Origin of the sequence: Vibrio sp. OPT46, from assembly GCF_015163535.1 — a bacterium.
In the GTDB taxonomy this organism is placed as follows: Bacteria; Pseudomonadota; Gammaproteobacteria; order Enterobacterales; family Vibrionaceae; genus Vibrio; species Vibrio alginolyticus.
Map to the genome: position 1 here is coordinate 35,625 of NZ_JADDYG010000291.1, position 26,401 is coordinate 62,025.

At 39.9% G+C, this 26,401-nt stretch carries 38 protein-coding genes; 32 read left to right on the forward strand and 6 right to left on the reverse strand.

Features of this window, described 5'->3' with window-relative positions:
• The 4 genes from IQR33_RS13030 to IQR33_RS13055 form a co-directional block, all read left to right on the forward strand.
• Positions 1-293: helix-turn-helix domain-containing protein (locus tag IQR33_RS13030; protein WP_193843754.1), on the forward strand; the 293-nt coding region annotated here is incomplete at its 5' end.
• A gap of 133 nt (positions 294-426) precedes the next feature.
• Entirely contained in the window at positions 427-861 is a 435-nt protein-coding gene (locus tag IQR33_RS13040; protein ID WP_181859674.1) for a GNAT family N-acetyltransferase, read from the forward strand.
• Between the two features lie 155 nt (positions 862-1,016).
• A complete protein-coding gene (locus IQR33_RS13045) occupies positions 1,017-1,994 on the forward strand; it encodes a hypothetical protein (protein WP_193838134.1) in 978 nt (325 codons plus the stop codon).
• A 148-nt stretch (positions 1,995-2,142) separates the two neighbouring features.
• Complete coding sequence (locus IQR33_RS13055; protein WP_193838133.1) at positions 2,143-2,580, forward strand: hypothetical protein; 438 nt, start codon at positions 2,143-2,145, stop codon at positions 2,578-2,580.
• Positions 2,581-2,610: 30 nt separating this feature from the next.
• Here the strand turns inward: IQR33_RS13055 and IQR33_RS13060 are convergent, their stop codons facing one another.
• Positions 2,611-3,567, reverse strand: coding sequence for an IS110 family transposase (locus IQR33_RS13060; RefSeq protein ID WP_193843755.1), 957 nt, complete (start codon positions 3,565-3,567; stop codon positions 2,611-2,613).
• 411 nt (positions 3,568-3,978) lie between these two features.
• Between IQR33_RS13060 and IQR33_RS13070 the strand changes: the two genes are divergently transcribed.
• Positions 3,979-4,629, forward strand: coding sequence for a membrane lipoprotein lipid attachment site-containing protein (locus tag IQR33_RS13070; protein ID WP_140184550.1), 651 nt, complete (start codon positions 3,979-3,981; stop codon positions 4,627-4,629).
• 185 nt (positions 4,630-4,814) lie between these two features.
• Here IQR33_RS13070 and IQR33_RS32990 read toward each other — a convergent pair whose 3' ends face one another.
• Complete coding sequence (locus IQR33_RS32990; protein WP_228009944.1) at positions 4,815-5,117, reverse strand: hypothetical protein; 303 nt, start codon at positions 5,115-5,117, stop codon at positions 4,815-4,817.
• 221 nt (positions 5,118-5,338) lie between these two features.
• Here IQR33_RS32990 and IQR33_RS13075 point away from each other — a divergent pair, with 221 nt between their 5' ends.
• The 27 genes from IQR33_RS13075 to IQR33_RS13260 all read left to right on the forward strand — a co-directional run bounded on the left by IQR33_RS13075 (position 5,339) and on the right by IQR33_RS13260 (position 24,332).
• Entirely contained in the window at positions 5,339-5,833 is a 495-nt protein-coding gene (locus IQR33_RS13075) for a GNAT family N-acetyltransferase (protein ID WP_193837164.1), read from the forward strand.
• Between the two features lie 104 nt (positions 5,834-5,937).
• Positions 5,938-6,252 carry a hypothetical protein gene (locus IQR33_RS13080; protein WP_193837165.1) on the forward strand — a complete coding sequence of 105 codons (315 nt, stop codon included), beginning with the start codon at positions 5,938-5,940 and terminating at the stop codon, positions 6,250-6,252.
• A gap of 134 nt (positions 6,253-6,386) precedes the next feature.
• Positions 6,387-7,031 (forward strand): hypothetical protein, encoded by a 645-nt coding sequence (locus tag IQR33_RS13090; protein WP_193837166.1) that lies wholly within the window; start codon positions 6,387-6,389, stop codon positions 7,029-7,031.
• 110 nt (positions 7,032-7,141) lie between these two features.
• Entirely contained in the window at positions 7,142-7,933 is a 792-nt protein-coding gene (locus IQR33_RS13095; protein WP_193837167.1) for a PhzF family phenazine biosynthesis protein, read from the forward strand.
• Between the two features lie 171 nt (positions 7,934-8,104).
• On the forward strand, positions 8,105-8,605 hold the full coding sequence (locus IQR33_RS13100; protein ID WP_080608919.1) for a hypothetical protein: 501 nt from the start codon (positions 8,105-8,107) through the stop codon (positions 8,603-8,605).
• Between the two features lie 144 nt (positions 8,606-8,749).
• Positions 8,750-9,100: a hypothetical protein gene (locus tag IQR33_RS13110; RefSeq protein WP_045409172.1), complete on the forward strand. Its 351-nt coding sequence runs from the start codon at positions 8,750-8,752 to the stop codon at positions 9,098-9,100.
• A 184-nt stretch (positions 9,101-9,284) separates the two neighbouring features.
• Positions 9,285-9,944: a hypothetical protein gene (locus tag IQR33_RS13115; protein WP_193837169.1), complete on the forward strand. Its 660-nt coding sequence runs from the start codon at positions 9,285-9,287 to the stop codon at positions 9,942-9,944.
• 173 nt (positions 9,945-10,117) lie between these two features.
• A complete protein-coding gene (locus tag IQR33_RS13120; RefSeq protein ID WP_193837170.1) occupies positions 10,118-11,602 on the forward strand; it encodes a caspase family protein in 1,485 nt (494 codons plus the stop codon).
• 140 nt (positions 11,603-11,742) lie between these two features.
• Positions 11,743-12,120 carry a DUF6979 family protein gene (locus tag IQR33_RS13125; RefSeq protein ID WP_193837171.1) on the forward strand — a complete coding sequence of 126 codons (378 nt, stop codon included), beginning with the start codon at positions 11,743-11,745 and terminating at the stop codon, positions 12,118-12,120.
• A 134-nt stretch (positions 12,121-12,254) separates the two neighbouring features.
• Positions 12,255-13,133 carry a DUF2726 domain-containing protein gene (locus tag IQR33_RS13130; protein WP_193837172.1) on the forward strand — a complete coding sequence of 293 codons (879 nt, stop codon included), beginning with the start codon at positions 12,255-12,257 and terminating at the stop codon, positions 13,131-13,133.
• 189 nt (positions 13,134-13,322) lie between these two features.
• Positions 13,323-13,712 carry a hypothetical protein gene (locus IQR33_RS13135; protein WP_228009945.1) on the forward strand — a complete coding sequence of 130 codons (390 nt, stop codon included), beginning with the start codon at positions 13,323-13,325 and terminating at the stop codon, positions 13,710-13,712.
• A gap of 740 nt (positions 13,713-14,452) precedes the next feature.
• Positions 14,453-14,896, forward strand: coding sequence for a hypothetical protein (locus IQR33_RS13145; protein ID WP_193837173.1), 444 nt, complete (start codon positions 14,453-14,455; stop codon positions 14,894-14,896).
• A 408-nt stretch (positions 14,897-15,304) separates the two neighbouring features.
• Positions 15,305-15,673: a hypothetical protein gene (locus IQR33_RS33010; RefSeq protein WP_228009946.1), complete on the forward strand. Its 369-nt coding sequence runs from the start codon at positions 15,305-15,307 to the stop codon at positions 15,671-15,673.
• A 144-nt stretch (positions 15,674-15,817) separates the two neighbouring features.
• A complete protein-coding gene (locus IQR33_RS13160; RefSeq protein WP_145568625.1) occupies positions 15,818-16,351 on the forward strand; it encodes a hypothetical protein in 534 nt (177 codons plus the stop codon).
• Positions 16,352-16,562: 211 nt separating this feature from the next.
• Positions 16,563-16,940: a hypothetical protein gene (locus tag IQR33_RS13170; RefSeq protein WP_074190733.1), complete on the forward strand. Its 378-nt coding sequence runs from the start codon at positions 16,563-16,565 to the stop codon at positions 16,938-16,940.
• Positions 16,941-17,148: 208 nt separating this feature from the next.
• On the forward strand, positions 17,149-17,400 hold the full coding sequence (locus IQR33_RS13180) for a hypothetical protein (protein ID WP_053342874.1): 252 nt from the start codon (positions 17,149-17,151) through the stop codon (positions 17,398-17,400).
• Between the two features lie 7 nt (positions 17,401-17,407).
• On the forward strand, positions 17,408-17,719 hold the full coding sequence (locus tag IQR33_RS13185; protein WP_193837174.1) for a hypothetical protein: 312 nt from the start codon (positions 17,408-17,410) through the stop codon (positions 17,717-17,719).
• A gap of 158 nt (positions 17,720-17,877) precedes the next feature.
• Complete coding sequence (locus IQR33_RS13195; RefSeq protein ID WP_025549200.1) at positions 17,878-18,147, forward strand: zinc ribbon domain-containing protein; 270 nt, start codon at positions 17,878-17,880, stop codon at positions 18,145-18,147.
• A 143-nt stretch (positions 18,148-18,290) separates the two neighbouring features.
• Positions 18,291-18,773, forward strand: coding sequence for a tetratricopeptide repeat protein (locus IQR33_RS13205; RefSeq protein ID WP_193837176.1), 483 nt, complete (start codon positions 18,291-18,293; stop codon positions 18,771-18,773).
• Between the two features lie 166 nt (positions 18,774-18,939).
• Positions 18,940-19,419: a hypothetical protein gene (locus IQR33_RS13215; RefSeq protein ID WP_170903718.1), complete on the forward strand. Its 480-nt coding sequence runs from the start codon at positions 18,940-18,942 to the stop codon at positions 19,417-19,419.
• 172 nt (positions 19,420-19,591) lie between these two features.
• Positions 19,592-19,933: a hypothetical protein gene (locus tag IQR33_RS13220; protein ID WP_193837177.1), complete on the forward strand. Its 342-nt coding sequence runs from the start codon at positions 19,592-19,594 to the stop codon at positions 19,931-19,933.
• A 136-nt stretch (positions 19,934-20,069) separates the two neighbouring features.
• Positions 20,070-21,197: a PIN domain-containing protein gene (locus tag IQR33_RS13225; RefSeq protein WP_193837178.1), complete on the forward strand. Its 1,128-nt coding sequence runs from the start codon at positions 20,070-20,072 to the stop codon at positions 21,195-21,197.
• A 145-nt stretch (positions 21,198-21,342) separates the two neighbouring features.
• On the forward strand, positions 21,343-21,597 hold the full coding sequence (locus tag IQR33_RS13230) for a hypothetical protein (protein WP_039627414.1): 255 nt from the start codon (positions 21,343-21,345) through the stop codon (positions 21,595-21,597).
• 394 nt (positions 21,598-21,991) lie between these two features.
• Positions 21,992-22,279, forward strand: a complete 288-nt coding sequence (locus IQR33_RS13235; RefSeq protein WP_063517564.1) for a hypothetical protein — start codon at positions 21,992-21,994, stop codon at positions 22,277-22,279.
• A gap of 226 nt (positions 22,280-22,505) precedes the next feature.
• The gene (locus IQR33_RS13240; RefSeq protein WP_193837179.1) at positions 22,506-22,832 is read left to right on the forward strand and encodes a hypothetical protein; all 327 of its coding nucleotides are present in this window, start codon (positions 22,506-22,508) and stop codon (positions 22,830-22,832) included.
• 152 nt (positions 22,833-22,984) lie between these two features.
• Positions 22,985-23,218, forward strand: a complete 234-nt coding sequence (locus IQR33_RS13250) for a hypothetical protein (protein WP_193837180.1) — start codon at positions 22,985-22,987, stop codon at positions 23,216-23,218.
• 190 nt (positions 23,219-23,408) lie between these two features.
• Positions 23,409-24,332, forward strand: a complete 924-nt coding sequence (locus IQR33_RS13260; RefSeq protein WP_193837182.1) for an FRG domain-containing protein — start codon at positions 23,409-23,411, stop codon at positions 24,330-24,332.
• An 89-nt stretch (positions 24,333-24,421) separates the two neighbouring features.
• Here IQR33_RS13260 and IQR33_RS13270 read toward each other — a convergent pair whose 3' ends face one another.
• The 4 genes from IQR33_RS13270 to IQR33_RS35860 form a co-directional block, all read right to left on the reverse strand.
• Positions 24,422-24,721: a type II toxin-antitoxin system RelE/ParE family toxin gene (locus IQR33_RS13270; RefSeq protein WP_017449644.1), complete on the reverse strand. Its 300-nt coding sequence runs from the start codon at positions 24,719-24,721 to the stop codon at positions 24,422-24,424.
• Positions 24,718-24,960, reverse strand: coding sequence for a type II toxin-antitoxin system ParD family antitoxin (locus IQR33_RS13275; RefSeq protein ID WP_193837183.1), 243 nt, complete (start codon positions 24,958-24,960; stop codon positions 24,718-24,720). Before IQR33_RS13275 ends, IQR33_RS13270 begins: the two co-directional genes overlap by 4 nt.
• A gap of 417 nt (positions 24,961-25,377) precedes the next feature.
• The gene (locus tag IQR33_RS13280; RefSeq protein ID WP_193837184.1) at positions 25,378-26,262 is read right to left on the reverse strand and encodes an AEC family transporter; all 885 of its coding nucleotides are present in this window, start codon (positions 26,260-26,262) and stop codon (positions 25,378-25,380) included.
• Positions 26,263-26,266: 4 nt separating this feature from the next.
• The coding region (locus tag IQR33_RS35860; RefSeq protein ID WP_228013883.1) for a hypothetical protein at positions 26,267-26,401 on the reverse strand (135 nt) is incomplete at its 5' end.

Consider the following 26,401-nt stretch of genomic DNA (forward strand, 5'->3'; position numbering starts at 1 on the left):
CGGAGTTAAGTTCAGCACTTGTTGAGGCTAAAGAGCATTCAGAGGGCAAGCTTACCCTTAAAACTCATCAAGTTAACGACATCAGTGAGTTAAATATCTCACCTGATGAAATCGTGAGTATTCGAGAGCAGTTTAATATGTCTCGTGGTGTTTTTGCTCGTTTGTTGCACACATCATCTCGTACGTTAGAAAACTGGGAACAAGGGCGTAGCGCACCAAATGGACAAGCAGTAACCCTTCTAAAGTTGGTTCAGCGTCACCCAGAAACCCTGTCGCACATCGCTGAGCTATAACAAACTGTTTAAGAGTGATTCGCAACGCGTGGCATTTTTGCTATGCGTTGCTTTTAGTGTTTAAGGTGGTATGCGGTGGCTAAGGTATTGCGTTGCTCACACCTTAACAGGGCGTTATGTGCTTAGAGGGAAAATGGCATTGATTAGAGAAATGGATATCTCGGATTACTCTCAAGTTATTGAGCTTTGGTCTGAAACAGAAGCTATGTTGCTGCGTGATGCAGACTCTAGAGAAAACATAGGTAAATACTTAGAACGTAACCCCAATCTCAGCTTTGTCGCTGTAGATGGTGGCACTATTGTAGGTGCAATTTTAGTGGGTACAGATGGTCGTCGAGGCTACGTACAACATTTGGCAGTAAACGCGAATTGTCGAGGCAAAGGCATTGGTGCCAAACTCATATCCTCAGCGGTTGATGCATTATCGAACATTGGTATAGCTAAAACTCACTTATTTGTTGCCAATGAAAACCTGAATGCTCAATATTTCTATGAAAAACTAGGTTGGTTTCCACGTGATGAAGTACGTATGTTTTCTTTTAACTCGTCTTGCAGTGGTAATGTTTAGTACGCACATAACAAAGCATTTAAGAGTGATTCCCAACGCTTGGCATTTTTAGTTCTAGGTTGAGTTTTGTGATTATGGCACAATGGCTTAGGTCTTGTGGTCGCGTTGTTCACACCTTAACGCGGCGTTATATTATTTATGGTTGAAATTTAAACATGCTGAAACTAGATGTTGTGGCAAACAAAGCAAAACGACTGTATGAAGAGTTTAAAGATAGGGTTCAACCATCAAAAAACACTTCTGAATCGATAAAGTTTAATGCCCTAAAACATACATTGTCCTCAAAGGTTACCATTTTAGTTATGCTATCAATGGTAGTGGCTGTCATTTTCGCGGGAACAGGACCGCTGTCCAGTATTTATCTCTCAATTGTTGCTGCTGGTGTTTTTTACGTAATCTTTAACGTATATCCCGAGCAGTTGGTAAAACAGCGAGCTGCTAGGCAATGCTTTGAACTACTGACAAAGCTTCACAGCAACAGAAAATGGCTGCTATCAGAGGTAATGAAGTCTGAAGATTTCAGTATGTTTGACTCTCCAGATTTACTCTCTAAGGAGCGATGTGAAACAGTTCAGAGATATATCAATGAGCTCAGAGGTGCTGAGCATCTAAACCTACCAAATGGTTTCTCTCTCTATAGGGAGCAGTTCTCTATTTCAAATATTCAGTTGGTTTCAACATTTAGTACGGTTGCTGACTTTTATATTCGAAATCGTTTTCAAGGTGATAAAAAGCTAGGGTTGGTTTTAAACCACATTAGTCTGGTTGATCAAGGCTTGGTTAATAAGTTGCTTCAGGTCAATGGTATTCAAGAGTTCCATGTGTTTTATGAGTCACTTCTACATCTTGAGCGTGTGCTTGAGGAAAGGATTGAAGCATTAGATTTTTTTGGTAGACCGACGCCATATATCTGTTATTCGTTATTTCAAGCTCCAGATAAAGCTTTGTTTTATGCAGCAACTGAGCTTAACAACTATATAAATGTTTCAAGGTTTGCCAACAACTACAAAGATAGTGGCGTTGCTAATTGGTGTTCAGATCTTACACAAATCATGGTGCCTGATGATATTCCATCACGCGATGCAACAGAAGATGAAATAGCGGAATCAGAAAAGTTTGTGCATATTAAATAATATAACAAACTGTTTAAGAGTGATTCGCAACGCGTGGCATTTTTGCTGTGCGTTGCGTTTAGTGTTTAAGGTGGTATGCGGGAGCTTCGGTATTGCGTTGCTCACACCTTAACAGGGCGTTATATTATTTGGGGCATTGGAGCAAAAAATGCAGTTGGATGAGATTGATTGGATATTTGTTGTAGCGGTGATTCTTGGTGCTGTTGGATCTGTAATTGGTCAAATAGAAAGCATTATTGGTTCTGAAGCTCTTGCTTATTTTGTGCTCGCTTTAAAAGTTCTTTCGGCTGTATTGAGCATTGCATTTGCCATATTTAAGTTTCTTAGGCTTAGACCTTATGAGGTTGTATTAAGTGATAAGGACTTTTCGCTCGACGGTGACGACTATATACACAAAATTGCAAAGTCATCTCATAAGAAAGGATCTCATCCGTCGGTACACACAAGCCTTTTACTTTTAGATGGCTCCGTCCAAAGTATCGACATTTACGATGAAGTTGATGGGGATGGAAATGTTGTGATTGCACATGCTGGTACATCATTTGATGACAAAGATAGAAAATTAAGAGTTATCATCAAGGCATAATAATATAACAAGAGACTATGGCGTCAATAGTTAATTTTTGAGGCTATCTGTATCCCACATAACACCATCTCTTAGCATTGAATTTAAGATAACAACCATCTTTCTCATGCAGGCAACAATGGCAACTTTTTTCGGTTTTCCTGCCGTAAGTAGTCGTTCATAAGTTGCTCTGAAAACAGGGTTGCATTGGATAGCCGACATCATCGCCATGTACATAACGGTCCTAACTTGAGTCCGCCCTCCTTGTATCAGCCGCTTACCTTTAAAGCGGCCACTTTCTCTTGTTATCGGTGCGACACCAATGAGAGAAGAAGCTTGTTTGTTAGTGATAAAGCCCAACTCGGGTACATTACTAATTAGGGATGCCGCAAGGACTTTACCAACACCAGGCATGCTTTGGAGAATAGTACTTTTGGCTTGATACTCAGGACAACTCTCAATCAGTTTCGCTATCTTTGCTTCTACTTTTTCCATCTGATTTTTCAGGGCGGTAAGGATAGGGGTAATCGTAGACGAGATATTCTTAGGTAATATTTGTAGTCGGTTTCTTTCCATGGTTTGCATGGTGAGTAGTTGGTTACGCCTTGTGACTAAGTCACTCATAAGACGTATGTTTTCACTTTTTAGTTTGGTCAGTTCTGGCTGAACACGTTCGGCATAATGTGCGATGAGAGCGGCATCTAAACGGTCGTTCTTAGCTCGTTGACCAATGGCACCAGCAAACCTTTTAATACGTAGTGGGTTGGCAATAACATAAGGTAATTTGGCTTTGTCACAGGCGTGTATAAAAGGCATTTCTAATCGACCTGTAGCTTCGATGACGACACGTTGAGGTTTGTGTTTCTTAATGGTTTTTATGGCATCGCTGATGCCTTTTTCGGTGTTCGGGACAGTGAAGTAAATATCGAGTGGGCGGATGTAGATGTCTAATTGTGACTTACCAGTATCAACGCCGACATTAATGTTTTGAAGTGTGTTTGTATTCATAATAAGCTAACTCTTGCTTGCAAATGAGGGCTCGAGACCCAGAAGACTATTCGAGTGTGGTGCTTGGAGTTCTATCTGGCGTTCGTACTTGTTACCGGTCTCTCAATTGAGGAGCCATCGTTCAATCGAACTACCAGATAGAAGAACTTTAGTTGCAGCTAAAGTCTGGGTCTCACCTTACCCGATTGGAGTACTTATTATCCATACAAACTGTTCAAGCAGATTCGGCACGCGTGGCAGTTTTGGTTTGCAGTGAGTTTTGTGTTTACGGAGCAGTGCAGAGGCTTTTGTATTGCGTGCCTCACTACTTAACAAGGCGTTATGCCGCCCGATGAATTTCTGATTTGAGTCATATTCATAAAGTGGACTATGTGGGATAATCAAAACTTTTGAATTTAATGTAGAATCATCATGAATAAGTATTTATTCCCATTAGGATTAGTGGCAATGCTCTCTGGTTGTCAAACTACTATTGAAGCAAGCCAGTACAGCGTATTAGATCCTGACGTCAACTTTTATGCAAGCACTCCAATAGTAGTTTCGACGTTTGATGAAAATGACTTATCTTCTAAGTTTTATATTCGCTCAGTAATTGATGCTCTTAAAGAACGAGGTTTTACAAACGTATACTCTAGCCGAGAGTTGGTGGAAAACCAAATAACTCCAGTCGCTGCTGCATATATAAAGCTAGAGGAAAAATACGACACTTATACCTATGAGTCTGCAGATTATGGCATGGTTGATAGTGGTTACTCGACGACAAATTGTACAGGTTTTGGTATCACAGCCACTTGTAATACAACAAAACAGAAAACGTTTGGTGTTACTGGTAAATCTACAAAAACAGGAAGTATGGTTTACCACTCTTTCGCTTTACACTATTACGATTTAGCTACTGAAAAGAAAGTACTATTCACTATGGGCTCAACTTTTGAAAAATCCTGCAATAGTGACTTTTTGTACAACTTCCTAATCGATGAAACTATTTCGCGGACGGACTTTGAACGACCTGTGGATTACGACTATAAAATAAAACTACCCGAGGGTGTTCAATGTAAGTAGCGGCATAACAAAGCATTTAAGAGTGATTCACAACGCTTGGCGGTTTCGCTTCGCTCAAGTATAGCCAAGCGTCGCTCACACCTTAATGCGGCGTTAGTCGCCAGAAAAAGCTAGCAATCAAAATCATGTTTCTGAGCTTAAAATTTAGCAGCTGTTTGCTTGGTACATCGATTAATCGTCGATCATCAGAGCTTAGTTCTAGCCGTTTTAAATCCAAAGTTTTGTATCTGTCCTAGCGGTTGTTTTGTTCTTTGGTGCTTACAGAGTAGGGCGATCGAGAGTCTGTTTTTGGTTGCAACTCCGCTCGGTGAGTTTGTCGGCACAAAAGCCGATTTACTCGCTGAAATGACGTTTTCTCTGGTGTCGTAAATTCCACGTGGTTTCAGTGATTTCGTTGAAAGTCCGCACTGTGAGATTAGCTTTCCAAAAGCGCCTTTTGGTGTTATCAGTTCGTTTTCTGCGGCGTTGTTTGTTCCAAGTGGTTTCATTGAATAGCTGCTTTGAGACTACGTCTGACTTAAGTGCATCAAAGCACATAAAGTTTGTTGTTCGCAAAGTTTAGTTTGGCTTAAAATTGTCGCTCGGTTCCTCGCGACTAACAAACTGCTCAAGAGGGATTCGCAACGCTTGGCAGTTTCGCTTCGCTCAAGTATAGCCAAGCGTCGCTCACACCTTAATGCGGCGTTATGTGCTTATGAGGAAAATTGACATGGAAGTGATAGAGGCCAACCCTGATTTGGCCCCAATATTAGCGAGTTATGCGAAAGAATGCCTAGAATCGGGTATTCCAAAATATTCGGGTGTGGAGCAAGATCCGACAGCTTATTTGTCAGGTTTGGTCGAACGTTCAAAGGCAATCTCCGAGTTACCAAAGGGATATTTACCTAGCACAACTTACTATTGTGTATCGAACTCCGAAATTTCAGGTGCAATCCGAGTTCGCAAAGGTACTAATGCCAACGTAGAAAATGTCATTGGTCATGTCGGCTACGAAACTAGACCGTCAGCTCGTGGTAAGGGTGTAGCCTCATTTCTGCTTGCTTGGGTGCGAGACCATGTTGTCACTGATTCAGTTATTGTTACTTGCTCAATTGACAATCCCGCATCTCAAAAGGTCATCGAAAACTGTGGTGGTGAATACCTCGGTAACTACACTGATGAGAGTGAGGGTACGGTAAGGCGCTACCGTTTAGCGCGCACATAACAAAGCATTCAAGAGTGATTCGCAACGCTTGGCAGTTTCGCTTCGCTCAAGTATAGCCAAGCGCCGCTCACACCTTAATGCGGCGTTATAAGGCTTGAAGGAATATGGAACTAAATTGTTTAATCGATTCAGAGTTGCTCTATCTAAATCAAAGTTTTGATGATACCGACATCGAAATGTTATTCCTTCTCGATTCCGGACAGAAGGTCAAACTACTTGTTTGTAATAAACATGGTAAAGCTATAACTGCTCGCTTTAAGGTGATGCAGCTATCTGCCAGAAAGACGACTTTAAACGACATTCCAACATTGGGTGAAGTTGAAGGAGTATCTTATTTTAAAGGTTCTCTTTCTTTAGAAGGTGACTTTGGACTAATTGAAGTTGATGGTTACGATATTCTCCTGGAGCCCACCTTATAACAAATTGTTCAAGAGTGATTCGGCACGCGTGGCATTTTTACTATGCGTTAGTTTTAGTGGTTAAGGTGGTATGCGGGAGCTTCGGTATTGCGTGCCTCACACCTTAACAAGGCGTTAGGTATTCAGAGGGAACTATGGAAAATTACAAATCCTTGATTGGTCATTTGCCTGTAGCAGACCATGCTATTGGTACAAAAGTAGTTACTTGGGAAAAGTATCAAGAGAGCCACCCAGAAATCTGGGATATTATACAATCTATATTTTCTGGTGAACAGGAGGTAAAACTACGCAGGCAAGACCTCAAAGACATCGCAGACACTCAGGATTACAACAAGTTAATAATATCAACGATTCTATGGGGCTACTCATCAGGTATGAGGGGTAACAACTTCTCAAAGATTATCAGAAAATTGCCTGAAATAGACTCTTTATTAGAGTGTGCATCGCAAGGTGTCGATAACTGGGAAACACACTACAATAAAGTAAAAGAAATTAGTGGGTTAGGGTTGTCTACATACTCAAAATTTCTCTATTTTGTCGGAGGTAAAATTGAGGGGTATGAGCCACTAATTTTGGACATTCGTGTAATTGAAGCCATCAATACAGGTATTTATAAAGAGTTTGTTGGCATGAAGCGTATAACTTATACAAATGCCCCAAACCTTTATCCTGAGTATCTGAAAATTATGAACGATTTTGCACTATCTTCAGAGTGCACAGCAGCACAGGCAGAGATGTTTTTGTTTATGTTTGGGCAAAACCTAAAACAACATACCTAACAAAGCATTTAAGAGTGATTCGCAACGCTTGGCGTTTTCGCTTCGCTCAAGTATAGCCAAGCGCTGCTCACACCTTAATGCGGCGTTATAACGCAAATGGAGTTCGTACGTTGAAAATGGATATATTCATAGTTGATGCATTTACATATCAACAATTTAAAGGTAACTCAGCTGCGGTCATTCCTGTGGAAAGGTGGCCTTCAGATGATCTAATGCAGAATATTGCAGCTGAAAATAACCTATCAGAAACAGCTTATATAAAAGCTGTAGGCTCTAATCAATACGAGATTCGTTGGTTCTCACCAATGACTGAAATTGACTTCTGTGGTCATGCTACGTTGGCATCTGCTTTCGTGTTGTTTAATGAGCTTGGTGTTACACACCAAATCGAGTTTATAACTCGTGAAGTAGGTAACTTGACGGTCATTCTGAATCCAGATGGCGAAATCGAAATGACCTTTCCGAACCAAAAGCCAGAATCTGTATCATGTGTTCTTGCACAATTATTAGGTGGTTTATCGAAACAACCTGTTGAGGTTCTAAGAAATAAACAAGCATACTTTGCAGTCTTTGATAATGAGCATGATGTTCTTGAAGTATCTTATGTTTCAGAGCAGCTGAAACAGCTCGCACCATTGGATGTGGTTGTCACTTCTAAATCTAATGACTATGACTTTATATCTCGCTATTTTTGGCCTGCAAACGGTGGTGATGAAGATCCTGTAACAGGTTCTATCCATTCTGGGTTAGCACCTTACTGGGCTGATAAGTTAGGTAAATCAGATTTAGTTGCGTACCAAGCATCAAGAAGAGGTGGTGTTTTGAAGTGCAGTGTGTTGGATGAAACAATAGTCATTTCGGGAAAAGGTGTTTTGTATCTCAAAGGGCAAGTTTACGTGTAGTGGAAATCTGCGTTATAACAAACAATTTAAGAGTGATTCAGCACGCTTGGCATTTTTGGTTTGAGTTGAGTTCAGTGGTTACGGTGGTCAAATTGAGTGTTGTGGTTGCGTGCTTCACACCTTAATTGGGCGTTAGCTTTCAAACTCGTTTGCAGTACCAAGGAGATAAATTTGAAGTGGTATTTGTTGGCTGTCAGTGGTGCTTTATTCTCATCGCTGTCGATTTCGGCAAGTGAAAATATACATAGTGTAAATTTTGACCTGTCGTTTTTTTGGGTGACAAAAACCTGTGAAATCACCACAAGCCAAGTGGATGAAATCTCAGATCCTAAGTTGCTTAGTCAGACTCAATCTGGAATAAAATATTTCTCAAAAATTCTCAACCCTACCGTCGCTTGGAAATCAGGTGATACTTATATAACAAATTGTATCGCTGAGTTACCGAATACATTAATCAATAGTGAGTTTGTTGCTTGTTACTCACGTGAGACACCTATTCGAAAATATGATAAATCAATGTTGCTAAATGCTGAGTTTATCGATGAGTTTTGTTATTCGGAACCGAGTAGGGGTGGCTATTACTTTGAGTATAGAATTGAAACTGACAATGAACAGATTGCCATTGACGCATCTGAACGTGGTCGTTGCAGATATACCTGTATTGTTAAGTAAAGAAAGCTAACAAACTGTTTAAGAGTGATTCGCAACGCGTGGCATTTTTACTATGCGTTGGTTTTAGTGTTTAAGGTGGTTTACGGCGGCTTTTGTATTGCGTTGCTCACACCTTAACAGGGCGTTATGCTCTAGGAGATGATTTTGCTCGATTTATTCAAGAAAGTGGTTCTAATTAACCTCTCCGCGGCTCTTGTTGTTATCGCTCTAGCCCAGTTTGTTCCATTCTTTGCTACTACTCAGTTGGTCGACTTTCTTTTCTTTGTTGTCATCGTCATATGGGTTTTAGCGAAGCTAATGTGGGAAGGTGGTGTCCATAGCAAGACGACTCGGTTAGATGATCCTAGAAGAGATAAAGTTTACAAAATGGTAGAAGGGCATGATTTCGAAAAAGACGAACGAGAGCACTATCGAATGAACTATCAAACAGGCTTAGTTTTCTTCATAGCCGGTCTACCGGCGTTTATTGCTTGTTTAGTCCTTCAATTTCTTTAAGTACGAGCATAACAAAGCATTTAAGGCGGATTCCCAACGTTTGGCACTTTTGGTTTGCTTCAACTTTAGTGTTTACGACACAATGCTTTAAGTTCAGTGGTCTGCGTTGCTCACCACTTAATGCGGCGTTATGTGTTTTGTCTAAATTCATCGTAAATATGTCAGTAAGGTTAGGAGAAATAAGGTGTCGAGTGAGAAAGAAACCCTTGGAAGGCTGTACTTGTGGAAAGTCGCACTTGATAGAATTCGCGATCTTTTGGCGCTGAGAACAAGGGTTGACCGCTTTTGTGAATCTGGGAGGCCACAAAATATCACTGAGTTATATGACGAAGAGCGTGTAAGGTTAAAAACTGGTTTACGACTTGAAGGAGAAGCATTAGATAACTTTGAAAGTAAGCATGGTTCCCTGTTCCCAGACATACATGATGTCCACCTCATTGATGAATTAATAACGGAAGAGATTATCATCAAATTTTGTACCATCTTTAACGCTGGTTTTGGAGAGGCTGGTGTTATCGCTGGCAATAAGAAAATATTCTGGGAACCAATTCTAGATGAAGTGATCTCGGATGCATTTTCGGACAATGTTAGGCGAGACTTTTATAATTTTATTGAGCAAGCAAAAGCATATCGTGATCAACAGGGAGCACATTTTGATCAGCAAAGCTTTTACGTAAAACATGGTGATAAACAACCTGGTGAAGATGGGCTTATATCTCACGTGGGTTGGAGTAGTGCTTTGTTAATCTTTGACTGGGGTTTTGTCGCTGAGACTATTCCGCAGTTCAACAGATCGTTGAATGTTTATATTAAAAAATTACAGCAACAAGTTAATATTCGATGAACGAAATAGCAAACACATAACAAGCAATTTAAGAGGGATTCTCAACGCTCGGCATTTTTGGTTCTACTTCAAATTTAGTGTTTATGGCACAATGCTTTAGGTTTGGGTGGAGGCGTTGTTCACCCCTTAATTGGACGTTAGGTCTAGGTAATAAAAATAGTAAAGAGGTACCTGTGGGTAAGAAATTGGCAATGTTAATTGGCGTATCCAATTACGATAATGAAGCGAGTCTAGAACCGTGCAGTCGCGATTTAGAGTTAATGTCATCAATAATTAATTTGACTCAAAAATATGACGACTGCCTTTTGTTAAATGAGAGCCCAAACAGCACAGAAGCAAAAGCTGCACTTTCCTCATTTATACGCAAGTATCAAGAAGATGATATAGAAGAAGTGTTTTTCTATTATACTGGTCATGGGACCCGCTATGGAGATGATTTTCTATATCTTTTTTCTGATTTTAGTGGATCAAAAATCGAGCAAACGTCCTTAAGGAATAGTGAGTTTGATTCAATGTTAAAGTCCTTAAATCCTGACTTAGCTGTTAAAATTGTTGACGCGTGCCAATCTGGTACAGAGTACATAAAATCAAATAACGATTTACAGGTTGTTTTTGAAAAATCGTCAACAAACAATTTTAATAAAACTTATTTCCTATTTTCATCGTCAAACACCCAATCATCAATAGCATTGCCTGATTACAGTGTATTCACAAAGAGCTTTGCTCATTCCTTACAAAACTTCGAAGGCAAAGATATTCGTTATAGAGATATCATGGCCTATATCTCAGATGATGTTTCAGTTCAGAAATATCAAACACCATTGTTTGTGCAGCAGGCTGATAATACGGAAGTGTTTTGTAATGTCTCTGAGTTGCTAGGTGAAAAATTGGAAGAATTACTACCTTCGTCATCTTCAATAAAATTGGAAGATGAAGAAGATGTAACAGAAGGTGGAAAATCTGAGCTTTCAGAAGACGAAAAGTTAATTCAGGCTATTCGTGCTAAAGCGAAAGATTACTGCAATGAAGAAAAGTGTATGCAGTCTCTTTCAAAGTTAATAGAAACGGTTAAGGCTTTTGAGTGGTCAGTTATATTAAATGAACTATACGATATAGAAGTTGACTTGGAAACTGACTGTCACAAGTTGAACAACACCGAAAGTATAGCTAACTGGTTAAAATCAAATGATGACAACTATTTCGCAAGGCCTACATACAAAGATGAAGAGTACGAAGTTAAGGAGAAGGTCGAATATGAACCCCAATCAATTCGTTCTTTAGCTATGTTTGGTAGAGAAAAGCGTGTCGAATATAGGCCTGTAACTAAATATCGAAAAGTTGTCGATGGTTTTGAATTAACAGCACCGTCTCCTGGCTCTGCATTGGTTGTGACACTTACCCCATCTGAAGAAAACCTACCTTGGTATCAGGTGTTTATAACTTTCGTTTTCTCAAAGTCCAAACTTACAATTTTCTGCAAGTATGAAAGATTGAAGGAAGTAAGTTGGAACAATCGCAAACTAGGTAATTCGCAGGAATGGCAAATTGCCCATTGTAAACTTAGTGATCAGGATGAAATCCAAAATGTTATGAGCAACTTATTGAAGCAAGTAGAAAGTTCCATAGTAAAAGTTCTGATCAAACGCTTTGGGGAGTAGACCTAACAAAGCATTTAAGAGCGATTCACAACGCGTGGCACTTTTAGTTTGCGGTGAATTTTGTGTTTAAGGCGCAATGCGGTAGCCGTTGTGTATTGCGTTGTTCACGCCTTAATGCGGCGTTATGTGCAGGATGTCAAATGAGCAAATATGGTGATGTTGCTGTAGAAGCTACTCACATCGCTCAAACTGGAGTCTGTCCAGTTGAAGCTTGGAATACAGCTGCAGAAAAAGAGTTCAAGGAAAATGCTGCTTCCATCAAAAAAGGGTGTCCAAAAAACGCTTTTCTAGGTTTAGTTGAAAGTGGCTTTGTCGTTGGTGTGCCCAGAGGAAGCTATACAAAATCAGTTCTAAATAAACAATATGCATTAGAGGCAGTTAGGCTGCTAAACGAAAATCCAGACATGCAAAACAATATCAAAAAACTCTGGGTTCAGTCATGTGGCTCCAAGTCTAAAGTGCATAATAGCCAAATGGATGTTGTTGTGTCGTTGTGGTCTCGTGGGTTGCTGGAGTAAGCACATAACAAACTGTTCAAGAGGGATTCGCAACGCGTGGCATTTTCACTATGCGTTGGTTTAAGTGATTAAGGTGGTATGCGGCGGCATCGGTATTGCGTTGCTCACCCCTTAACAGGGCGTTATAAAACTATATGAATTTACGATTACTAAATAAATATGAAGAGGTAACTTACGATAAGTTAGCTCATGTTTGTAAGGAACGAGCCAAAGTTTTTACTAAAGTAAGGTTGGCTGATGTATTCCCTATAAACAACAGCGGGATATCAAAAGATGAGTTTAGCTATTGTTTAAAGTCTCATTTTGATTTTGTTATTGTAAACGATGACTATCACCCAATATTTGCAGTTGAGTATGATGGTCGTCAACATAGGACTGAATCACGTCAAATAAAAAATGATCTCCTTAAAAATAGTCTTTGTAAGAGGTTTGAACTCCCGATTCTACGAGCAAACTTTAATTATGTATCGAAAGAGTTTAAAGGTCTTGATTTACTGACTTATTTTATTGAATGTTGGTTTCTGTGCGAAGATTTTCAACAAGCTCAGCTTATGGGTAACATTCCTTATGAGGAAGATTTTGACCCTTGTTTTCTTATATCTACCTCCTCAGATACGAATTCTAAATTTCCGTATTGGATATCGTTGGAGGCACAACTAGCAATAGAAAAGCTTTATAAGCAAGGTCATATAAAACAACGAGTTCCATCAGGTTGGGTTGGTCTAGATAACAAAGGAAACTATAGGTGTATTACGTGGCTTGAGGTGTCTGATCACGAAGTTCTCCACTTGACGACAGGTATGCATGATCAACAATTTAACTGTGTAAGTATTTCAGAAACGATAAAAATGATAAATATTGTTGAATTACATCAAGCGCTTAACGATTTTCTAGACAAAAAAATAAAAGCAGTATCAACGGAGCAGTTTAAAATATTGCTTGAACAATTTACATCTCGTTATGAGCCGAGAGGTTCTACTATAGCAGGAAGTATTGTGGCAAAAGTTTTATAACAAACAATTTAAGAGTGATTCCCCACGCTTGGCATTTTTGGTTTGGGTCAAGTTTAGTGTTTACGGCATCCAAGTTGAGTGTCGTGGTAGCGTGGCTCACACCTTAATTGGACGTTAGTGCTTAATTGCATATAGGTAAGATTCGGAGTATAAGCTATACCATTGATGTAAATAGATAATAAGGAATCAATGATGCATAGCGTAAGTTTTAAAGCTTCTGTCCAATATGATGATTGGAAAGGAACATGTGCGGCAGATGACGCCGATCAAACACGAATTTCTACATGGCTAAAAGACAATGGTCATATGGAAAAAAATGAGTTTCTTGTAGGCGTGAAGATGTATGTTGGTGAAAATGACGGGGAGCACAATGATCCCGTTTCTGTTACTTTTATGATTCTACCTCTTGTCGCAGGTGAGACTGTTGAAGAAAAAATAGCCTCAGCCCAAGGTCCTGTTGGAGTTAAAGTTGTTCGATTAGATATGAATGCCCATGAGTTTTTGGCATTTTTCAAACGTTTTAACGTAGCCTTTTCACGGTGCAAAGCATTTGATGGCTGTGAATATATAGAACTTTAGTTCTTTGTTGCAGTGACACAGCACTAACAATCTGTTTAAGAGTGATTCGCAACGCGTGGCATTTTTGCTATGCGTTGCGTTTTGTGTTTAAGGTAGTCTGCGGTGGCATCGGTATTGCGTTGCTCACACCTTGATAGGGCATTATTTTTTACTTGTATTTCAAGGACTTAAAGGTATTGAGCTTTGGTTCTTTGTCCCTCAGGCCGTCCGTTCTGAGTAGACTCAGCAAATCCGCATTGTTGACCTAAGTTCTTGAATCTCTCAGCCCGTAAAACATGCCAATGTTCGTGGGTTGCTTCATTGTCAGGTCGTGGTATTCGGTTTCTTGTGTAACTGGCTTTAAGTCGCGTTCGAGTTCTTAGCCAATTAGCATTTTGGCTTGGCAGTTGCCTCGGCAATTTGCCATTGTTTTGCGCTTTGGTTGGAAAAACAGGGCGCTTGTTGTTTCTTAGTTGGGTTGCCTCATTGGGCAGGGAAGTGGAATTACACGCTTTAGGTTGGTCGCCTTTGGCGGTCAAGTTGGTCTAGCCTTGTGGTTTGCTTCAGAAAACTAGTCAGAAATAACAGTTCTTTCTCAAGTAAATCATGTGTTTGTGGTAAAACATAACAAACAATTCAACAGTGATTCGCAACGCTTGGCGCTCTCACTTCGGGTTGAGTTTAGTGTTTACGGCGCAATGTTTAAGTTCAGTGTTTGCGCTGCTCACACGTTAATTGGGCGTTAGCCTACAGAGGTAAGCATGGAACACAGAGTTAAGAAAGTTAGAGCTTACTCTACCGCAATGATTAGTCGACTTATTATTGCAGATCGAAAATTAGCTTTGCTTAATCCCCTATTAAACGATTCTGATTTGATTCATAAGTGGGATCATTCTTATGGTGGTCATGGGCTTGAGTTAATGCGTATAACAATGTATCTAGATATTGTTCGTGAGTTAGCTGCTATTTCATTTGACCGAGGTAATACGTCTCCATCAATTTTCAATATTATTGAACTTATTTCCTCTAAGCCTCTTTTAGAGGCTTTAAAAAGGGACTACTGTAAACCGACAACGATTACTTGGGTAAACGACGTTGACCCCGAATCAAGAGCATTCTGGGAAGAGCGTCATAGAGAAAGAGATTTGGGAGACAAGTCTCAAAGGTTTGATGAGCATTATCACAAGGCAAAAAAAATTATTTAGCGAACTAAAAGGCAAGGATCTTCATCATAAAATTAGGAACGTACGCAATAAATTGGTTGCTCATTACGAAATGAGGCAAGATGGTACAGAACCCCAGCTTAGCTGACCCTAAAGACTTTAATTTGAAGTGGGGAGATGTCGAAAGTTATTTCGAGGAGTTGAAGCCGATTATTGTCGAATTGGTGTTGTTAATTTCTAATGAAGCATATGCTTTAGATTTATTCCGAGAGGATCACGAAAGGATTTCTCGAGACTTTTGGAAACTGTAGGCTAAAAAACTGTTTAAGAGTGATTCGCAACGCGTGGCATTTTTACTATGCGTTGGTTTTAGTGTTTAAGGTGGTATGCGGGAGTTTCGGTATTGCGTTGCTCACACCTTAACAGGGCGTTATAAGCCAAAGAGGAAATATGGAAAATTCTCTAATACTTGTTGCTCTCAGTGCGGAGCAAATCTCCCAAGCAAAAGCGGTCAATGGGCAGCGCAAACAGATTACCCATGCATTACTTTGTGGTTCTTATGGGCAAATGTTTGGTACTGAAAAACAGTGCTCGAAATACTACAACGTATGGAAAGATATTTTCCAAGACCTATTTTCCGAGTCAAAATCTGTGCAGGCTTGTGATGTGATTAATTATGAATCAACTTTTGATTTAGTGAACATTCTAATGACAGCTGCTGACCAAAAGAAACAGGTTAATAAATGCACTAAACCAACTAAAAGCCAGAAACCTCAGCTAACAGAAAAGAAAGGGTTTTGGGCACGTATCTTTGGGTAGGCTTATAACAAAGCGTTTAAGACGGATTCCCAACGCTTGGCATTTTCGGTTTGATTCAGCTTTAGTGTTTACGGCACAATGGTTTAAGTGTGGTGGTAGCGTTGCTCACCACTTAACGCGGCGTTATAGCGATAGAGGCAAAAAATGATTTGGGAATCTTCTGATTGGAAAGAACCTTTGCTAGAAAGTGCATCTAGATTGCAGAAACTAAGTAGATCAAACGAGATTGATGAATCTGAGTTTGTGCAAATTGAAAAAGATGTTTTCATCGGCTTTTATGCCATTCGAAAGCTAATGGATACAGCCAAAATCTCAGACTCAACCAAAAGCTTTGATGTTAGTTTGAAATGTTTCCCTAACCTGAAGCCTGTAGATTATATGAATTGGCATAGATTGGACGAGTTGTATGATCTTAGCGGCAAACAGTGTGAAACCAAAACTCTCAGAGTACTGTGCAATTTTATTGTGCATAGTTATGTATTTATGCCAGAACTAAATGACGAAGGGCACCTTGTAAGTTTTTATGTTACGTCAGACAAAGATCGAAATAAAAAGCTTTACTCAGTTTCTATTGAGCAGGTAATAAACATTTTCAAATTGGTTGGTAGTGATTATCCAAGTAATACCAAGATGGTCAGGAACCCTAAAACAGGTGATTGGGACATACAGTCGTGGTGATATTCGCTATAACAAACTGTTTAAGAGTGATTCGCAACGCGTGGCATTTTTGCTATGCGTTGGTTTTAGTGTTTAAGGTTGTATGCGGAAGCTTCGGTATTGCGTTGCTCACACCTTAACAGGGCGTTATGTGCTTTGCGGCATATGTCACAAACTATGAAACAGATGAGAGTAAAATTCCTCGGAAAATATCTTATAAAATAGGTTTTTCATGAAGTTCAATAGTTTACTTTTCATCGCTTTCTGTTTTGTCTCTAGTTCAGCCATCGCTTCTACCAGTACCTTAGAGTGCGTATATAAAAAGTATTCAGACCCAGAGGGTGTTCATACGGCAAAGAGTGATTTCATTCTTAGATATCTAATTGAACCAGATGCCGACAAAGTTTATGTGCTGGGGAACAATGGTAGTAATGAGGTGGTAAAGGTTCCTGGAAATGATCATGTGTCATTTTTGGAAGCGACTGGGGCAGGTAATGTGATGGTCACTACGATTACAAATACAATGAATACAGTTCATAGTCGAAACACAGTTGGCTTTGGTGGTGACCTGATTCCATCTCAGTACTACGGGAAATGCACAGCCAAGTAGTACGCACATAACAACTGTTTAAGAGTGATTCGCAACGCGTAGCATTTTTACTATGCGTTGAATTTAGTCTTTAAGGTGTTCTGCGGCAGCATCGGTATTGCGTTACTCACACCTTAACAGGGCGTTATATGCCTCTTGCCAGCGTAATATGGGTAGTAGTTTGACGAATAAGTATAATTTTTTGTTTTAACCGTCGATGAGGTCGAAAATGTCTGGGTATATAGATGTAATTATTGAAACATATGTTGGTAAGAATACTACTTCTAGCTCTGGGGTAAGAGCTAGACCAATTAAAGGTCAAGGTTTGGATATATCAATGAATGTTGAATGTTCTTCAAAAATGCGCAAATCCTACCCTGTGGGAACCAAGTTTCTTATCAAAGCTAAAAAGATAAGCAAAGAGGGTGGACCTGAATTCCTTTATGCCCACTACAACTCACCATATAAAGTTGTTGAGTAACGATCTAATGTTAAGTGCAGTGAAGCAAATTAGTGCGCAAAAGACATCATCAATAACAGTGCTAAATTTCAATAAACTTTTAGTAGAGGCAAAGGTACCTAGAACACTTATGGGGTACGACTCGTGGGGAAACTTCTCTTTTTCTCAGGTGTTATATGTGAGTGATGGGATAGGATATATTGCAAGACGGACACGTGATAATCAAAATGCTCCAATTACCATCAAAAGAACAGTGGATGGGGTAAAAACAACGTGTGGTTATCATCTCCAGAAAAATGAAAAGATAGCTTTCCATAAATTGGGTTTATCCGGCATATAACAAACTGTTTAAGAGTGATTCGCAACGCGTGGCACTTTTACTATGCGTTGGTTTTAGTGATTAAGGTGGTATGTGGCGGCTTTCGTATTGCGTTGCTCACCCCTTAACAGGGCGTTATAACTTAAGAATTATTTATTAACAGAAAAAGGGGAAAATGTATGTTTGGGATAATTATATGGTTAGGGTTGTCTATTGGTGTTGGGGCTTTTGCTGCAAGTAAAGGACGCTCAGGAATAGGATTTTTCATATTGTCATTATTGCTATCGCCTTTAATTGGCTTGATAGTTGCGCTTGTCGTTTCACCAGTTACAGCTAAAGTAGAGGCGGCTGCGATTGAGTCTGGAGAGCACAAAAAATGCCCGAAATGTGCTGAGTTGGTTAAAAGCGAAGCTATTGTTTGTAAGCATTGTCAGGCAGATTTGGCATAAAGTTATAACAAAGCGTTTAAGACAGATTCCCAACGCATGGCATTTTTACTATGCGTTGGCTTTAGTGTTTAAGGCGGTATGCGGCGACTTCGGTATTGCGTTGCTCACCCCTTAGCAGGGCGTTATAAGCTTCGAGGAAAATTATGGAAAGTATCATCAAACAAGCAATTGAATTGCGGAAACAGGGGAAGTATCAAGAGTCGAGAGCTTTGCTAAAAACGCTGCTAATCGATGAAACTTGTTCTGCTAAAGCTCACTTGCAAATTGCTTGGTCATACGACAACGAAGGTAAAGAGCAAGAAGCGATTACTCATTATCTGTCATCTCTTTCAGGTCTTTTATCGTCGGTAGAAAGGTTTGATGCTTTGTTTGGGCTAGCGAGTACCTATCGAAGCCTTGGCATGTATTCGGAGGCTTTAAGCTACTTTAAGCAAACTCTAAGAGAGTACCCTAGTTACATTGAAGTTCAGCCTTTCTATGCCATGTGTCTCTACAACTTGGGACGCCATAAAGAAGCAACATCATTACTACTCGAACTTTTAGTATCAACCACGAACAGTGATGCAATTAAAGAGTATCAGCGAGCTATTTCTTTATACGCAGAAGATTTAGATAGAAAGTGGTAAAACGAAACACGCTTATAACAAACTGTTTAAGAGTGATTCGCAACGCGTGGCATTTTTACTATGCGTTAGGTTTCGTGGTTAAGGTGGTATGCGGCAGCTTAGGTATTGCGTTGCTCACACCTTAACAGGGCGTTATGTTTATCTAATTAACTAATGAGGAAATTTAATGGTCGTACTGTTTTCAGTTTTAGGTGTTCTGGCCTATCTTTTCGGGTTTATGGTATTTGGTACAGCAACAAGTTCGATTCATGAAGGTGTTGCGTTTCTTGTTATCTTAAACGGTACAGTTCTCATTGTTGGTGCCGCTATAGTTCATTCAATTAAAAGTAATGGCGTCAAATCAGTAGAAAATGTTAAACCTAGCAGTGATCAAAAAATTGAACCTTCATTTGCTGAGGATAAAGATGAAAGGTTATCGAAGGAAAATAATGATATTAAGCCTGAAGGGCCTTCTGAGAATGTTGAAAATCAAGAAACACCTCGATCAAGCGTAAATTTGCAATTAATCAGCGAATTGAAAGGTAAGAAATTAAAGCTTGGTTTCAACTCTACTTTTAATGTATGCGAAATATGTGGTCAATCCAATACTGGTCAGCTAGTAGAAAGTCACTATGTTTGTAATGCGTGCAAAGATAAGTACTTGTAAAATATAAACATAACAAAGCATTTAAGAGTGATTCCCAACGCTTGGCATTTTTCATTCCATCGTTGGGTTCAGTGTTTACGGTGGCAAGGTTAAGTTTCGTGGTAGCGTTGCTCACACCTTAATGCGGCGTTAAATGCTGGTCGTAGTGTGCCGACAGAAAGGGATTAATTAGATGACAATGATGTTGTTAAGAATTTATTGGTTTCCTGCTTTTATGGCGTTGGGGGCAATCCTGAGTGCTTATGTACTAAAAATTTATATACCAAGTAATTTTAGTAGTTCTCCGATGCTTAAGGGGCTATCGATCATGTCCGCCAATGCGGCTCCTTGGGTAAGTTTGGGCTTTTTGTCTTTAGCGATACTCGCTTTCTTATACCAAACATATTCATTGTGGCAATGGACGCAAGGAAAAGGTACTTGCTGTCCAAATTGTGGAGGCATGGTTTCTTATCAAGATGGTCGTTATGGACCGTATTTCAAATGTTTGCATTGTGGGAAGAAAACAAGCATTTAACAAAGCGTTTAAGACGGATTCCCAACGCATGGCGTTTTCGGCTTACTTCAGTTTAAGTGTTTATGTCACAATGGTTTAGGTAAGGTGGTAGCGTTGCTCACCACTTAACGCGGCGTTATACCAATTTGGAGAAATAATGAGTTCAGTTGAATATGGTGCAATTAGCATCGACACATCAATATTTGATGGTAATGGTTTACGTATTGAGTCGGGGTTGTTTAAAAAGTTAGAGCAATTTAAACCTACCGATGTAGATGTTGTTCTTTCTGATATTGTTTATCAAGAAGTGGAGACTCATCTAAAGAAAAAAGTTAGTGATGCTAGATCTTCATTAGAGAAATCACTAAAAAACACAAATGTGCATCTAAATGTGGATGAATCTGTTGTAAATGATGCAAAAGGCTTGTTATTGGCTAACTCCATCGATGAAGTAACAGCAACTCGATTACAATCTTTCGTGGAAAGTACTGGATTACTAGTCATTGATTCAGAAGATCATCTTGACGTTAAATCATTAATCAGTGCTTACTTCCAAAATGAGCCTCCATTTGCACAAAGTGGCAACAAAAAAAATGAGTTTCCAGATGCAATCGCCCTTCTGACACTTGAAGCATGGGCTGAGGAAAATGATAAGAAAATAATCGCGGTCACCAGTGATAATGATTGGTTAAAGTATGCTGAAAACTCGGAATGGATTGATTGCACTCAAGACTTTGCTGAAGCATTGTCGATATTCCAACCCAAAACCGCGCCTTACACTTTCTTCACTTCGCTTGCGAAAACGCTGGTTGAGGGAAGCGGCAGTCCTTTTTACTCGCAAATTGAAGATAGTGCGATTAACTATACTGATGGTTTGGACCTTGATGCAGATGCTTGTTCAGGTTTTTTCTGGGAACAAAATGACATGGTCGAAGTGTCGTTTAATTCAATGGAGTTTGTATCAGACGGATCTTCTCCAAGCTTACAACTAGTAGAAGTTGATTCTGAACAAGTTGTTGTACAAGCAATATTAAACATAGAGGCTGACGCCTCTTGTTCGTTTTCGTTATCGGTTCATGACTCCATTGATAAAGATTATGTATTTTTAGATGGATGCTCAGCTACCACTACATTTGATTACGAAACAGAGGTTCTAATCACTTTTTCTGGTGATTTTACAGATAGCGATGACTTTACCTCTGTTGAGATAACAGATATTGAGTTCTTGTCGTCACCATCGAGTGTTAACTTTGGTGAGCTAGAGCCTGACTTTTGGAGTGAGTAAATTGGTATAACAAACTGTTTAAGAGTGATTCGCAACGCGTAGCATTTTTTACTATGCGTTGATTTTAGTGTTTAGGTGGTATGCGGTAGCTTCGATATTACGTTGCTCACACCTTAACAGGGCGTTAAGTTTCTAGGAGGATATCGTGGCAATAAAAATAACTACTCAGAAAGTGGACACATGGAAAAAAAGAATCCAAACGGACAATTTGAAAGGCTCAACTTACTTTTGCCAACAATCCAACAAAGTGTGGGTTTCCGCCTCGTTAGATCACCAAGCAATCTGCCAGCAAGTCCTAGGAAAAGACTCAGGCACTAGTTCATTGAGCAGTTATCTAAGATGGGATGACGTCAAAGCAACGCAGTTGGTTGATTTAATTTACGAAATCGAGAAAGCCTAATTACATGCACTACGTCGTTACAATAATTGCGTTAGTCTTGTTGGGTTACTTCGTTTTATTCCCTACAGTGACCTGGGCAGCCGCAACGATACTTGGAGTTCTAGCGTACTTAGCAAGCAAGATTTTCTGGGTAGCAGTCATTGTTGGAGTCGTGTTTACCTTAACTAGGCTGCTAACATGAGCAAAAACTTAACAAGCATTTAAGACGGATTCACAACGCTCGGCATTTTCAGTTAGAATTAGCTTTAGCGTTTACGGCACAATGGTTTAGGTGGGGTGACAGGCGTTACTCACCACTTAATGCGGCGTTACACAAAATCTATTCGAGTACATGCAATAGCTTAGTATCCGTAATATAATTATGGCCTTCAATACACCAATCAAATAATCTAGTATGAAATTTCTAAAAGTAATAATTACCATTGTTGTCGTATACAACATTGCGTCTTGGGTTTTCGATAAAACAAAAAAAGAAGAATGGATGAGCTTTGTGTATCCAAATGCCAATAATTTAACTATTGACAGATTCGGTGGAACATTCAGTTCGCTTTCTGCATGTCGTGCAGCATCGCTAGATATACTAGAAGACCTAAATGCAACGAACTATGGTGATTATGAATGCGCACTTAATTGCGATACTTCGGGCGGCAAGCCATACATTTGTGATGAGACCTCAAGGTAAGTTGCGTGCAATTTGTATAACAAACTGTTTAAGAGTGATTCGCAACGCGTGGCATTTTCACTATGCGTTGGTTTAAGTGATTAAGGTGGTGTGCGGCGACATCGGTATTGCGTTGCTCACACTTTAACAGGACGTTAGGCAAAAAAGCGCAACCTTATGTTTCCTGATCAGTTAATTATGTTCTTCGCTTTAATATATGCTCCGATGAACCTAAGCGGAGTATGCTATGAACGAAAAACTAATCTTATTACTAACAAGTCTTGTATTAGCAGGGTGTAGTAGCAAAATGACTGATTCATATGTTGGCATTTTCACTAAAATGGATGGTCAGGAAAAAGAGTGGTCCGTTCCAGCATATGCATATCAACGGGAGTCAGGTCAATTTGTGATTAAGTATAAAACCCCAGAAGGTGATGGGGCATCCACGCCTATTATGGAAGAATTTGGAGATGAGTGTCGGTTTGACCTGAAGGCTGGTGTTAAGTTGTTGTGCTCAAACAAAAATTCTGATTATAGACAGAATTTTTCGTTTGTAGGTGAATATAGGCCTTAAAGTCACAATTTGCCTAACAAACTGTTTAAGAGTGATTCGCAACGCGTGGCATTTTTACTATGCGTTGGTTTTAGGTTTAAGGTGGTATGCGGCGACTTCGGTATTGCGTTGCTCACACCTTAACAGGGCGTTAGCATTCATGGAGAAAAAGAATGTCTCACAAAACAGAAGTTCGTTACTGTTCAGATTGCGGTACGGATACTCATCACGTAGTTGTCTTGGTCAGAAAGCCGAGTGCTTTTAAAGGTGCCAAAAATCAGAAGTTTAAGGAATTTATAGCAGGCGCGATTAAAGGCTGGGCTCTTGGAGCATTTGTTGCCTCTATGGATGAGTTTGAGCGTCACCTAGTTTGTAAAAAGTGCGGCAAAAAGACAGTAGAAAGTTAGCTACCTAATAACGTAGAAGATTTATAGTCTGACTTGGTGCTGAATGCTAACAAACGCTTTAAGACGGATTCGCAACGCGTGGCATTTTCACTATGCATTGGTTTTAGTGTTTAAGGTGGTATGCGGCGGCTTCGGTATTGCGTTGTTCACCCCTTAGCAGGGTGTTAGGTGTTTCTGGGAGATGGAGGATATGTTTAACCAATGGGAAGTGAAAGAGGCGTTCGCTGAGATAACAGTGGAATGTTGGGGTGACTTGGTCTATCTCCTCGAAGCTAGTTTTTTAGATTGGTCGGAATTTATATTTCGAGGACAAGCTGACTCTGATTGGACTTTAAGATCTAAGTTTGATCGGGACTATAAAAATATGCTCTCAGAGATTAGTAATTATAATTCTTCAGAAGCCTCTAAAATCAGAGGTTTGATACAGCTTAAGTCTCGACATGATTTACTTGAAGAACATTTATCTAGGTTTAAGACTAACGCTGTTGGTAGAAGAGGCGCTAGCCCTACGAGCTTGAATGATATGGAATGGTGGTCTTTAGGTCAGCACTTTGGTTTGTCTACACCTTTGCTTGATTGGTCTAGATCGCCTTATGTATCGCTATATTTTTCACTCATCTCTCAAACTTTACCTGAATCTGGATATCACGCACTTTGGGTATTCTCTCCAATAGCGTTTCATGATTTACATATTAATCAAGACCATAGAGTTGAATCAGAAGACGAAAGTATTAGATTCATCCATGATGCATTGTGTGAGGAAAACCAAAGGGTTATTAGTCAGGGAGGAGTTTTCACACTTACGCCTAACGGGGAAGATATTGACGAATTAATCCCTAAGGTGCTCAATTTAAATGGGCATGCACCTGTGTTGTATAAAATTAAAATACCAATGTCTAATAGAGATGACTTTTTGAGGCATTTGGAGTCAATGAACGTGCATAGTGGGACACTTTTCCCTGATTTAATTGGTGCTGCAGATTTAGCAAATAGGCAACTGGAAAAGGAAAAAACGCTTTTGCTTCGCCGAAAATGTGATAGCTTTGCCGATAGGTTATTGAGCCTTAATCTATACCACGAAACACCTAACAAAGCGTTTAAGAGTGATTCGTAACGCGTGGCATTTTTACTATGCGTTGGTTTTAGTGTTTAGGGTGGTATGCGGCAGCTTAAGTATTGCGTTGCTCACACTTTAACAGGGCGTTATGCGCCAAAAATTGGATTCACATCCATGCTTTTGTGGAGGATACGGATTATCTCAATATTTTGACTGCCAATCTGACGATAAAATATTACGTGGCTTCCTTGTGGGAATTTTCTGTAGCTATCGCGAATTTCGTCACAGGCTTTACCAATGTCAGGATTTTCGGCTAACAGCCAAAATGAGTCATCAAACTGTTTTAGATAAATATTTCGCTGTTCACGACCCCAGCGTCGAGAGGTAAACAAGGCTATATCTCTTAAATCAGATTTCGCCTTGTTAGTTAACTGAAATGGTCTCATTTTCGCTCTTCGCTATCTAACTCATTGATAAACAAATCAAGGTCATAATCCGCAACTCCACTTTCTTCACCTTCAACAAGCAATTGGCGTAAAGTGTTCATTTTAGTTTCTTGGGTTTCAAGTAAACGTAAAGCGGAACGAATGACTTCACTTGCAGAGCCATAGCGACCGCTTTGGATTTGATTAGCAATAAAACCGTCAAAATGGTCACCCAAAGTAATACTAGTGTTCTTAGCCATAACATAGCCCTTTAATACCAAAATATACCTAATTATGGTATTAGTTGAGCTTGAATGCAAGTAGTGATTCGCAACACGTGGTATCTTTACTATGCGTTAAGCTTAGTTGAGCTCTGTGCTCACACCCTAATGTGGCGTTACTTTTCCATGTTTCAGCCAATCAGTTATATCCTACTTTAGTAATATAACTGACAAGGTTCTGTCCAACGGCTTGCTGACGGGGTAGATCATCGTAACGCAGAACTGCCCCATTATTTGCTAAAAAAATTTTCGATCGATAAATCCCGTCAGAATTTGCCCTATATTTCCTAATGTCGAACCAGAGCCGGGGTGTGCACATTCTGGACAAAAGCGAGAAAAACATGAACTCTTAAGAGTTTTGTCCAGAATGTATAGTCATTCAAAAGAGAACATTGATTAAAAAGGCTCTAATGACAAAGCAATCGTCAATAGCACTGGCAAAGTTACGATGCTTAAAAAGTTACCAAACAGAACCATTGAAGCGACCTTGGCAGGCTCAAGGCCAAACCTCTCAGCAAGCAGGTAATTCATGACTGCTGGAGGCAACATCGAAAAGAGTAACATCATCTGCAAATGCATGGTCGGCAGTGGAATAAGCATATAAATAATCCCAAAAGTAACCGCCCCTGTTGCCAACGACTGCAGAGTGCAAAGCAGACCGACTTTAAGACCGCTCAGGCGCATATTACACATCTGAGTCCCGAGGGATAAAAGCATAATTGGGACGGCTGTCTGCCCCAGAAGTGCTGTTGCATTATAAAGAGGCTCCCAGATACTAATGTCGGTCAAGTTTAGTATCAGAGCCACAATAGCCGCGATAAACATAGGCATATGTACAACCTGCTTAAGAGGATTCCCTTTGCTGACTAATGTCAGACCAAGACTGACATGCGTACAAACCGAAACGACGAGCAACAGTACTGCTGGTGCTATAGCATCCTCGCCAAACGTGTAAGTAAAGAGAGGTATTGCTAAGTTAGCACTATTGCGAAACATATGTGGCGGAGCCCAGACTTTGTAAGGAAGTTTAAACAACCGACATATTGGAACCATTAACAAGCCAGGGATAAATATCGCAACAAGCGAAGCACTAAGCAGCGGCACTTGGGTCATATCAAGTGGCATCGTTCCTACTGAAGAAAACACCAGAGCAGGCAAGAACATATCCATGTTAATACGGTTAATGGGCAGAAAATCCATTTTAATCCAACGACCAATGCCGTACCCCATAGCCACGAGGGAAAATAGCGGAAACAGTATTCCGATGACTAATTCAAACATCTTACTACCTGTTTTCCAGTGCTGTCTGTAAACGCTCTAAAGCGATGGCAAGACTAGTGTGATTGGTACCGTAACAGACACGCAGGTGACCACACCCCGCCTCTCCAAATGCTTCCCCGGGTGCGACGCCTACTTTAGA

What these genes read in the sequence shown, in the direction of transcription:
- IQR33_RS13040 (WP_181859674.1), top strand. Translation starts at nt 427, where the DNA reads ATGGCATTGATTAGAGAAATGGATATCTCGGATTACTCTCAAGTTATT.
- IQR33_RS13045 (WP_193838134.1), top strand. Translation starts at nt 1,017, where the DNA reads ATGCTGAAACTAGATGTTGTGGCAAACAAAGCAAAACGACTGTATGAA.
- IQR33_RS13055 (WP_193838133.1), top strand. Translation starts at nt 2,143, where the DNA reads ATGCAGTTGGATGAGATTGATTGGATATTTGTTGTAGCGGTGATTCTT.
- IQR33_RS13060 (WP_193843755.1), bottom strand. Translation starts at nt 3,567, where the DNA reads ATGAATACAAACACACTTCAAAACATTAATGTCGGCGTTGATACTGGT.
- IQR33_RS13070 (WP_140184550.1), top strand. Translation starts at nt 3,979, where the DNA reads ATGAATAAGTATTTATTCCCATTAGGATTAGTGGCAATGCTCTCTGGT.
- IQR33_RS32990 (WP_228009944.1), bottom strand. Translation starts at nt 5,117, where the DNA reads ATGAAACCACTTGGAACAAACAACGCCGCAGAAAACGAACTGATAACA.
- IQR33_RS13075 (WP_193837164.1), top strand. Translation starts at nt 5,339, where the DNA reads ATGGAAGTGATAGAGGCCAACCCTGATTTGGCCCCAATATTAGCGAGT.
- IQR33_RS13080 (WP_193837165.1), top strand. Translation starts at nt 5,938, where the DNA reads ATGGAACTAAATTGTTTAATCGATTCAGAGTTGCTCTATCTAAATCAA.
- IQR33_RS13090 (WP_193837166.1), top strand. Translation starts at nt 6,387, where the DNA reads ATGGAAAATTACAAATCCTTGATTGGTCATTTGCCTGTAGCAGACCAT.
- IQR33_RS13125 (WP_193837171.1), top strand. Translation starts at nt 11,743, where the DNA reads ATGAGCAAATATGGTGATGTTGCTGTAGAAGCTACTCACATCGCTCAA.
- IQR33_RS13130 (WP_193837172.1), top strand. Translation starts at nt 12,255, where the DNA reads ATGAATTTACGATTACTAAATAAATATGAAGAGGTAACTTACGATAAG.
- IQR33_RS13135 (WP_228009945.1), top strand. Translation starts at nt 13,323, where the DNA reads ATGATGCATAGCGTAAGTTTTAAAGCTTCTGTCCAATATGATGATTGG.
- IQR33_RS13145 (WP_193837173.1), top strand. Translation starts at nt 14,453, where the DNA reads ATGGAACACAGAGTTAAGAAAGTTAGAGCTTACTCTACCGCAATGATT.
- IQR33_RS33010 (WP_228009946.1), top strand. Translation starts at nt 15,305, where the DNA reads ATGGAAAATTCTCTAATACTTGTTGCTCTCAGTGCGGAGCAAATCTCC.
- IQR33_RS13160 (WP_145568625.1), top strand. Translation starts at nt 15,818, where the DNA reads ATGATTTGGGAATCTTCTGATTGGAAAGAACCTTTGCTAGAAAGTGCA.
- IQR33_RS13170 (WP_074190733.1), top strand. Translation starts at nt 16,563, where the DNA reads ATGAAGTTCAATAGTTTACTTTTCATCGCTTTCTGTTTTGTCTCTAGT.
- IQR33_RS13180 (WP_053342874.1), top strand. Translation starts at nt 17,149, where the DNA reads ATGTCTGGGTATATAGATGTAATTATTGAAACATATGTTGGTAAGAAT.
- IQR33_RS13185 (WP_193837174.1), top strand. Translation starts at nt 17,408, where the DNA reads ATGTTAAGTGCAGTGAAGCAAATTAGTGCGCAAAAGACATCATCAATA.
- IQR33_RS13195 (WP_025549200.1), top strand. Translation starts at nt 17,878, where the DNA reads ATGTTTGGGATAATTATATGGTTAGGGTTGTCTATTGGTGTTGGGGCT.
- IQR33_RS13205 (WP_193837176.1), top strand. Translation starts at nt 18,291, where the DNA reads ATGGAAAGTATCATCAAACAAGCAATTGAATTGCGGAAACAGGGGAAG.
- IQR33_RS13215 (WP_170903718.1), top strand. Translation starts at nt 18,940, where the DNA reads ATGGTCGTACTGTTTTCAGTTTTAGGTGTTCTGGCCTATCTTTTCGGG.
- IQR33_RS13220 (WP_193837177.1), top strand. Translation starts at nt 19,592, where the DNA reads ATGACAATGATGTTGTTAAGAATTTATTGGTTTCCTGCTTTTATGGCG.
- IQR33_RS13225 (WP_193837178.1), top strand. Translation starts at nt 20,070, where the DNA reads ATGAGTTCAGTTGAATATGGTGCAATTAGCATCGACACATCAATATTT.
- IQR33_RS13235 (WP_063517564.1), top strand. Translation starts at nt 21,992, where the DNA reads ATGAAATTTCTAAAAGTAATAATTACCATTGTTGTCGTATACAACATT.
- IQR33_RS13240 (WP_193837179.1), top strand. Translation starts at nt 22,506, where the DNA reads ATGAACGAAAAACTAATCTTATTACTAACAAGTCTTGTATTAGCAGGG.
- IQR33_RS13250 (WP_193837180.1), top strand. Translation starts at nt 22,985, where the DNA reads ATGTCTCACAAAACAGAAGTTCGTTACTGTTCAGATTGCGGTACGGAT.
- IQR33_RS13260 (WP_193837182.1), top strand. Translation starts at nt 23,409, where the DNA reads ATGTTTAACCAATGGGAAGTGAAAGAGGCGTTCGCTGAGATAACAGTG.
- IQR33_RS13270 (WP_017449644.1), bottom strand. Translation starts at nt 24,721, where the DNA reads ATGAGACCATTTCAGTTAACTAACAAGGCGAAATCTGATTTAAGAGAT.
- IQR33_RS13275 (WP_193837183.1), bottom strand. Translation starts at nt 24,960, where the DNA reads ATGGCTAAGAACACTAGTATTACTTTGGGTGACCATTTTGACGGTTTT.
- IQR33_RS13280 (WP_193837184.1), bottom strand. Translation starts at nt 26,262, where the DNA reads ATGTTTGAATTAGTCATCGGAATACTGTTTCCGCTATTTTCCCTCGTG.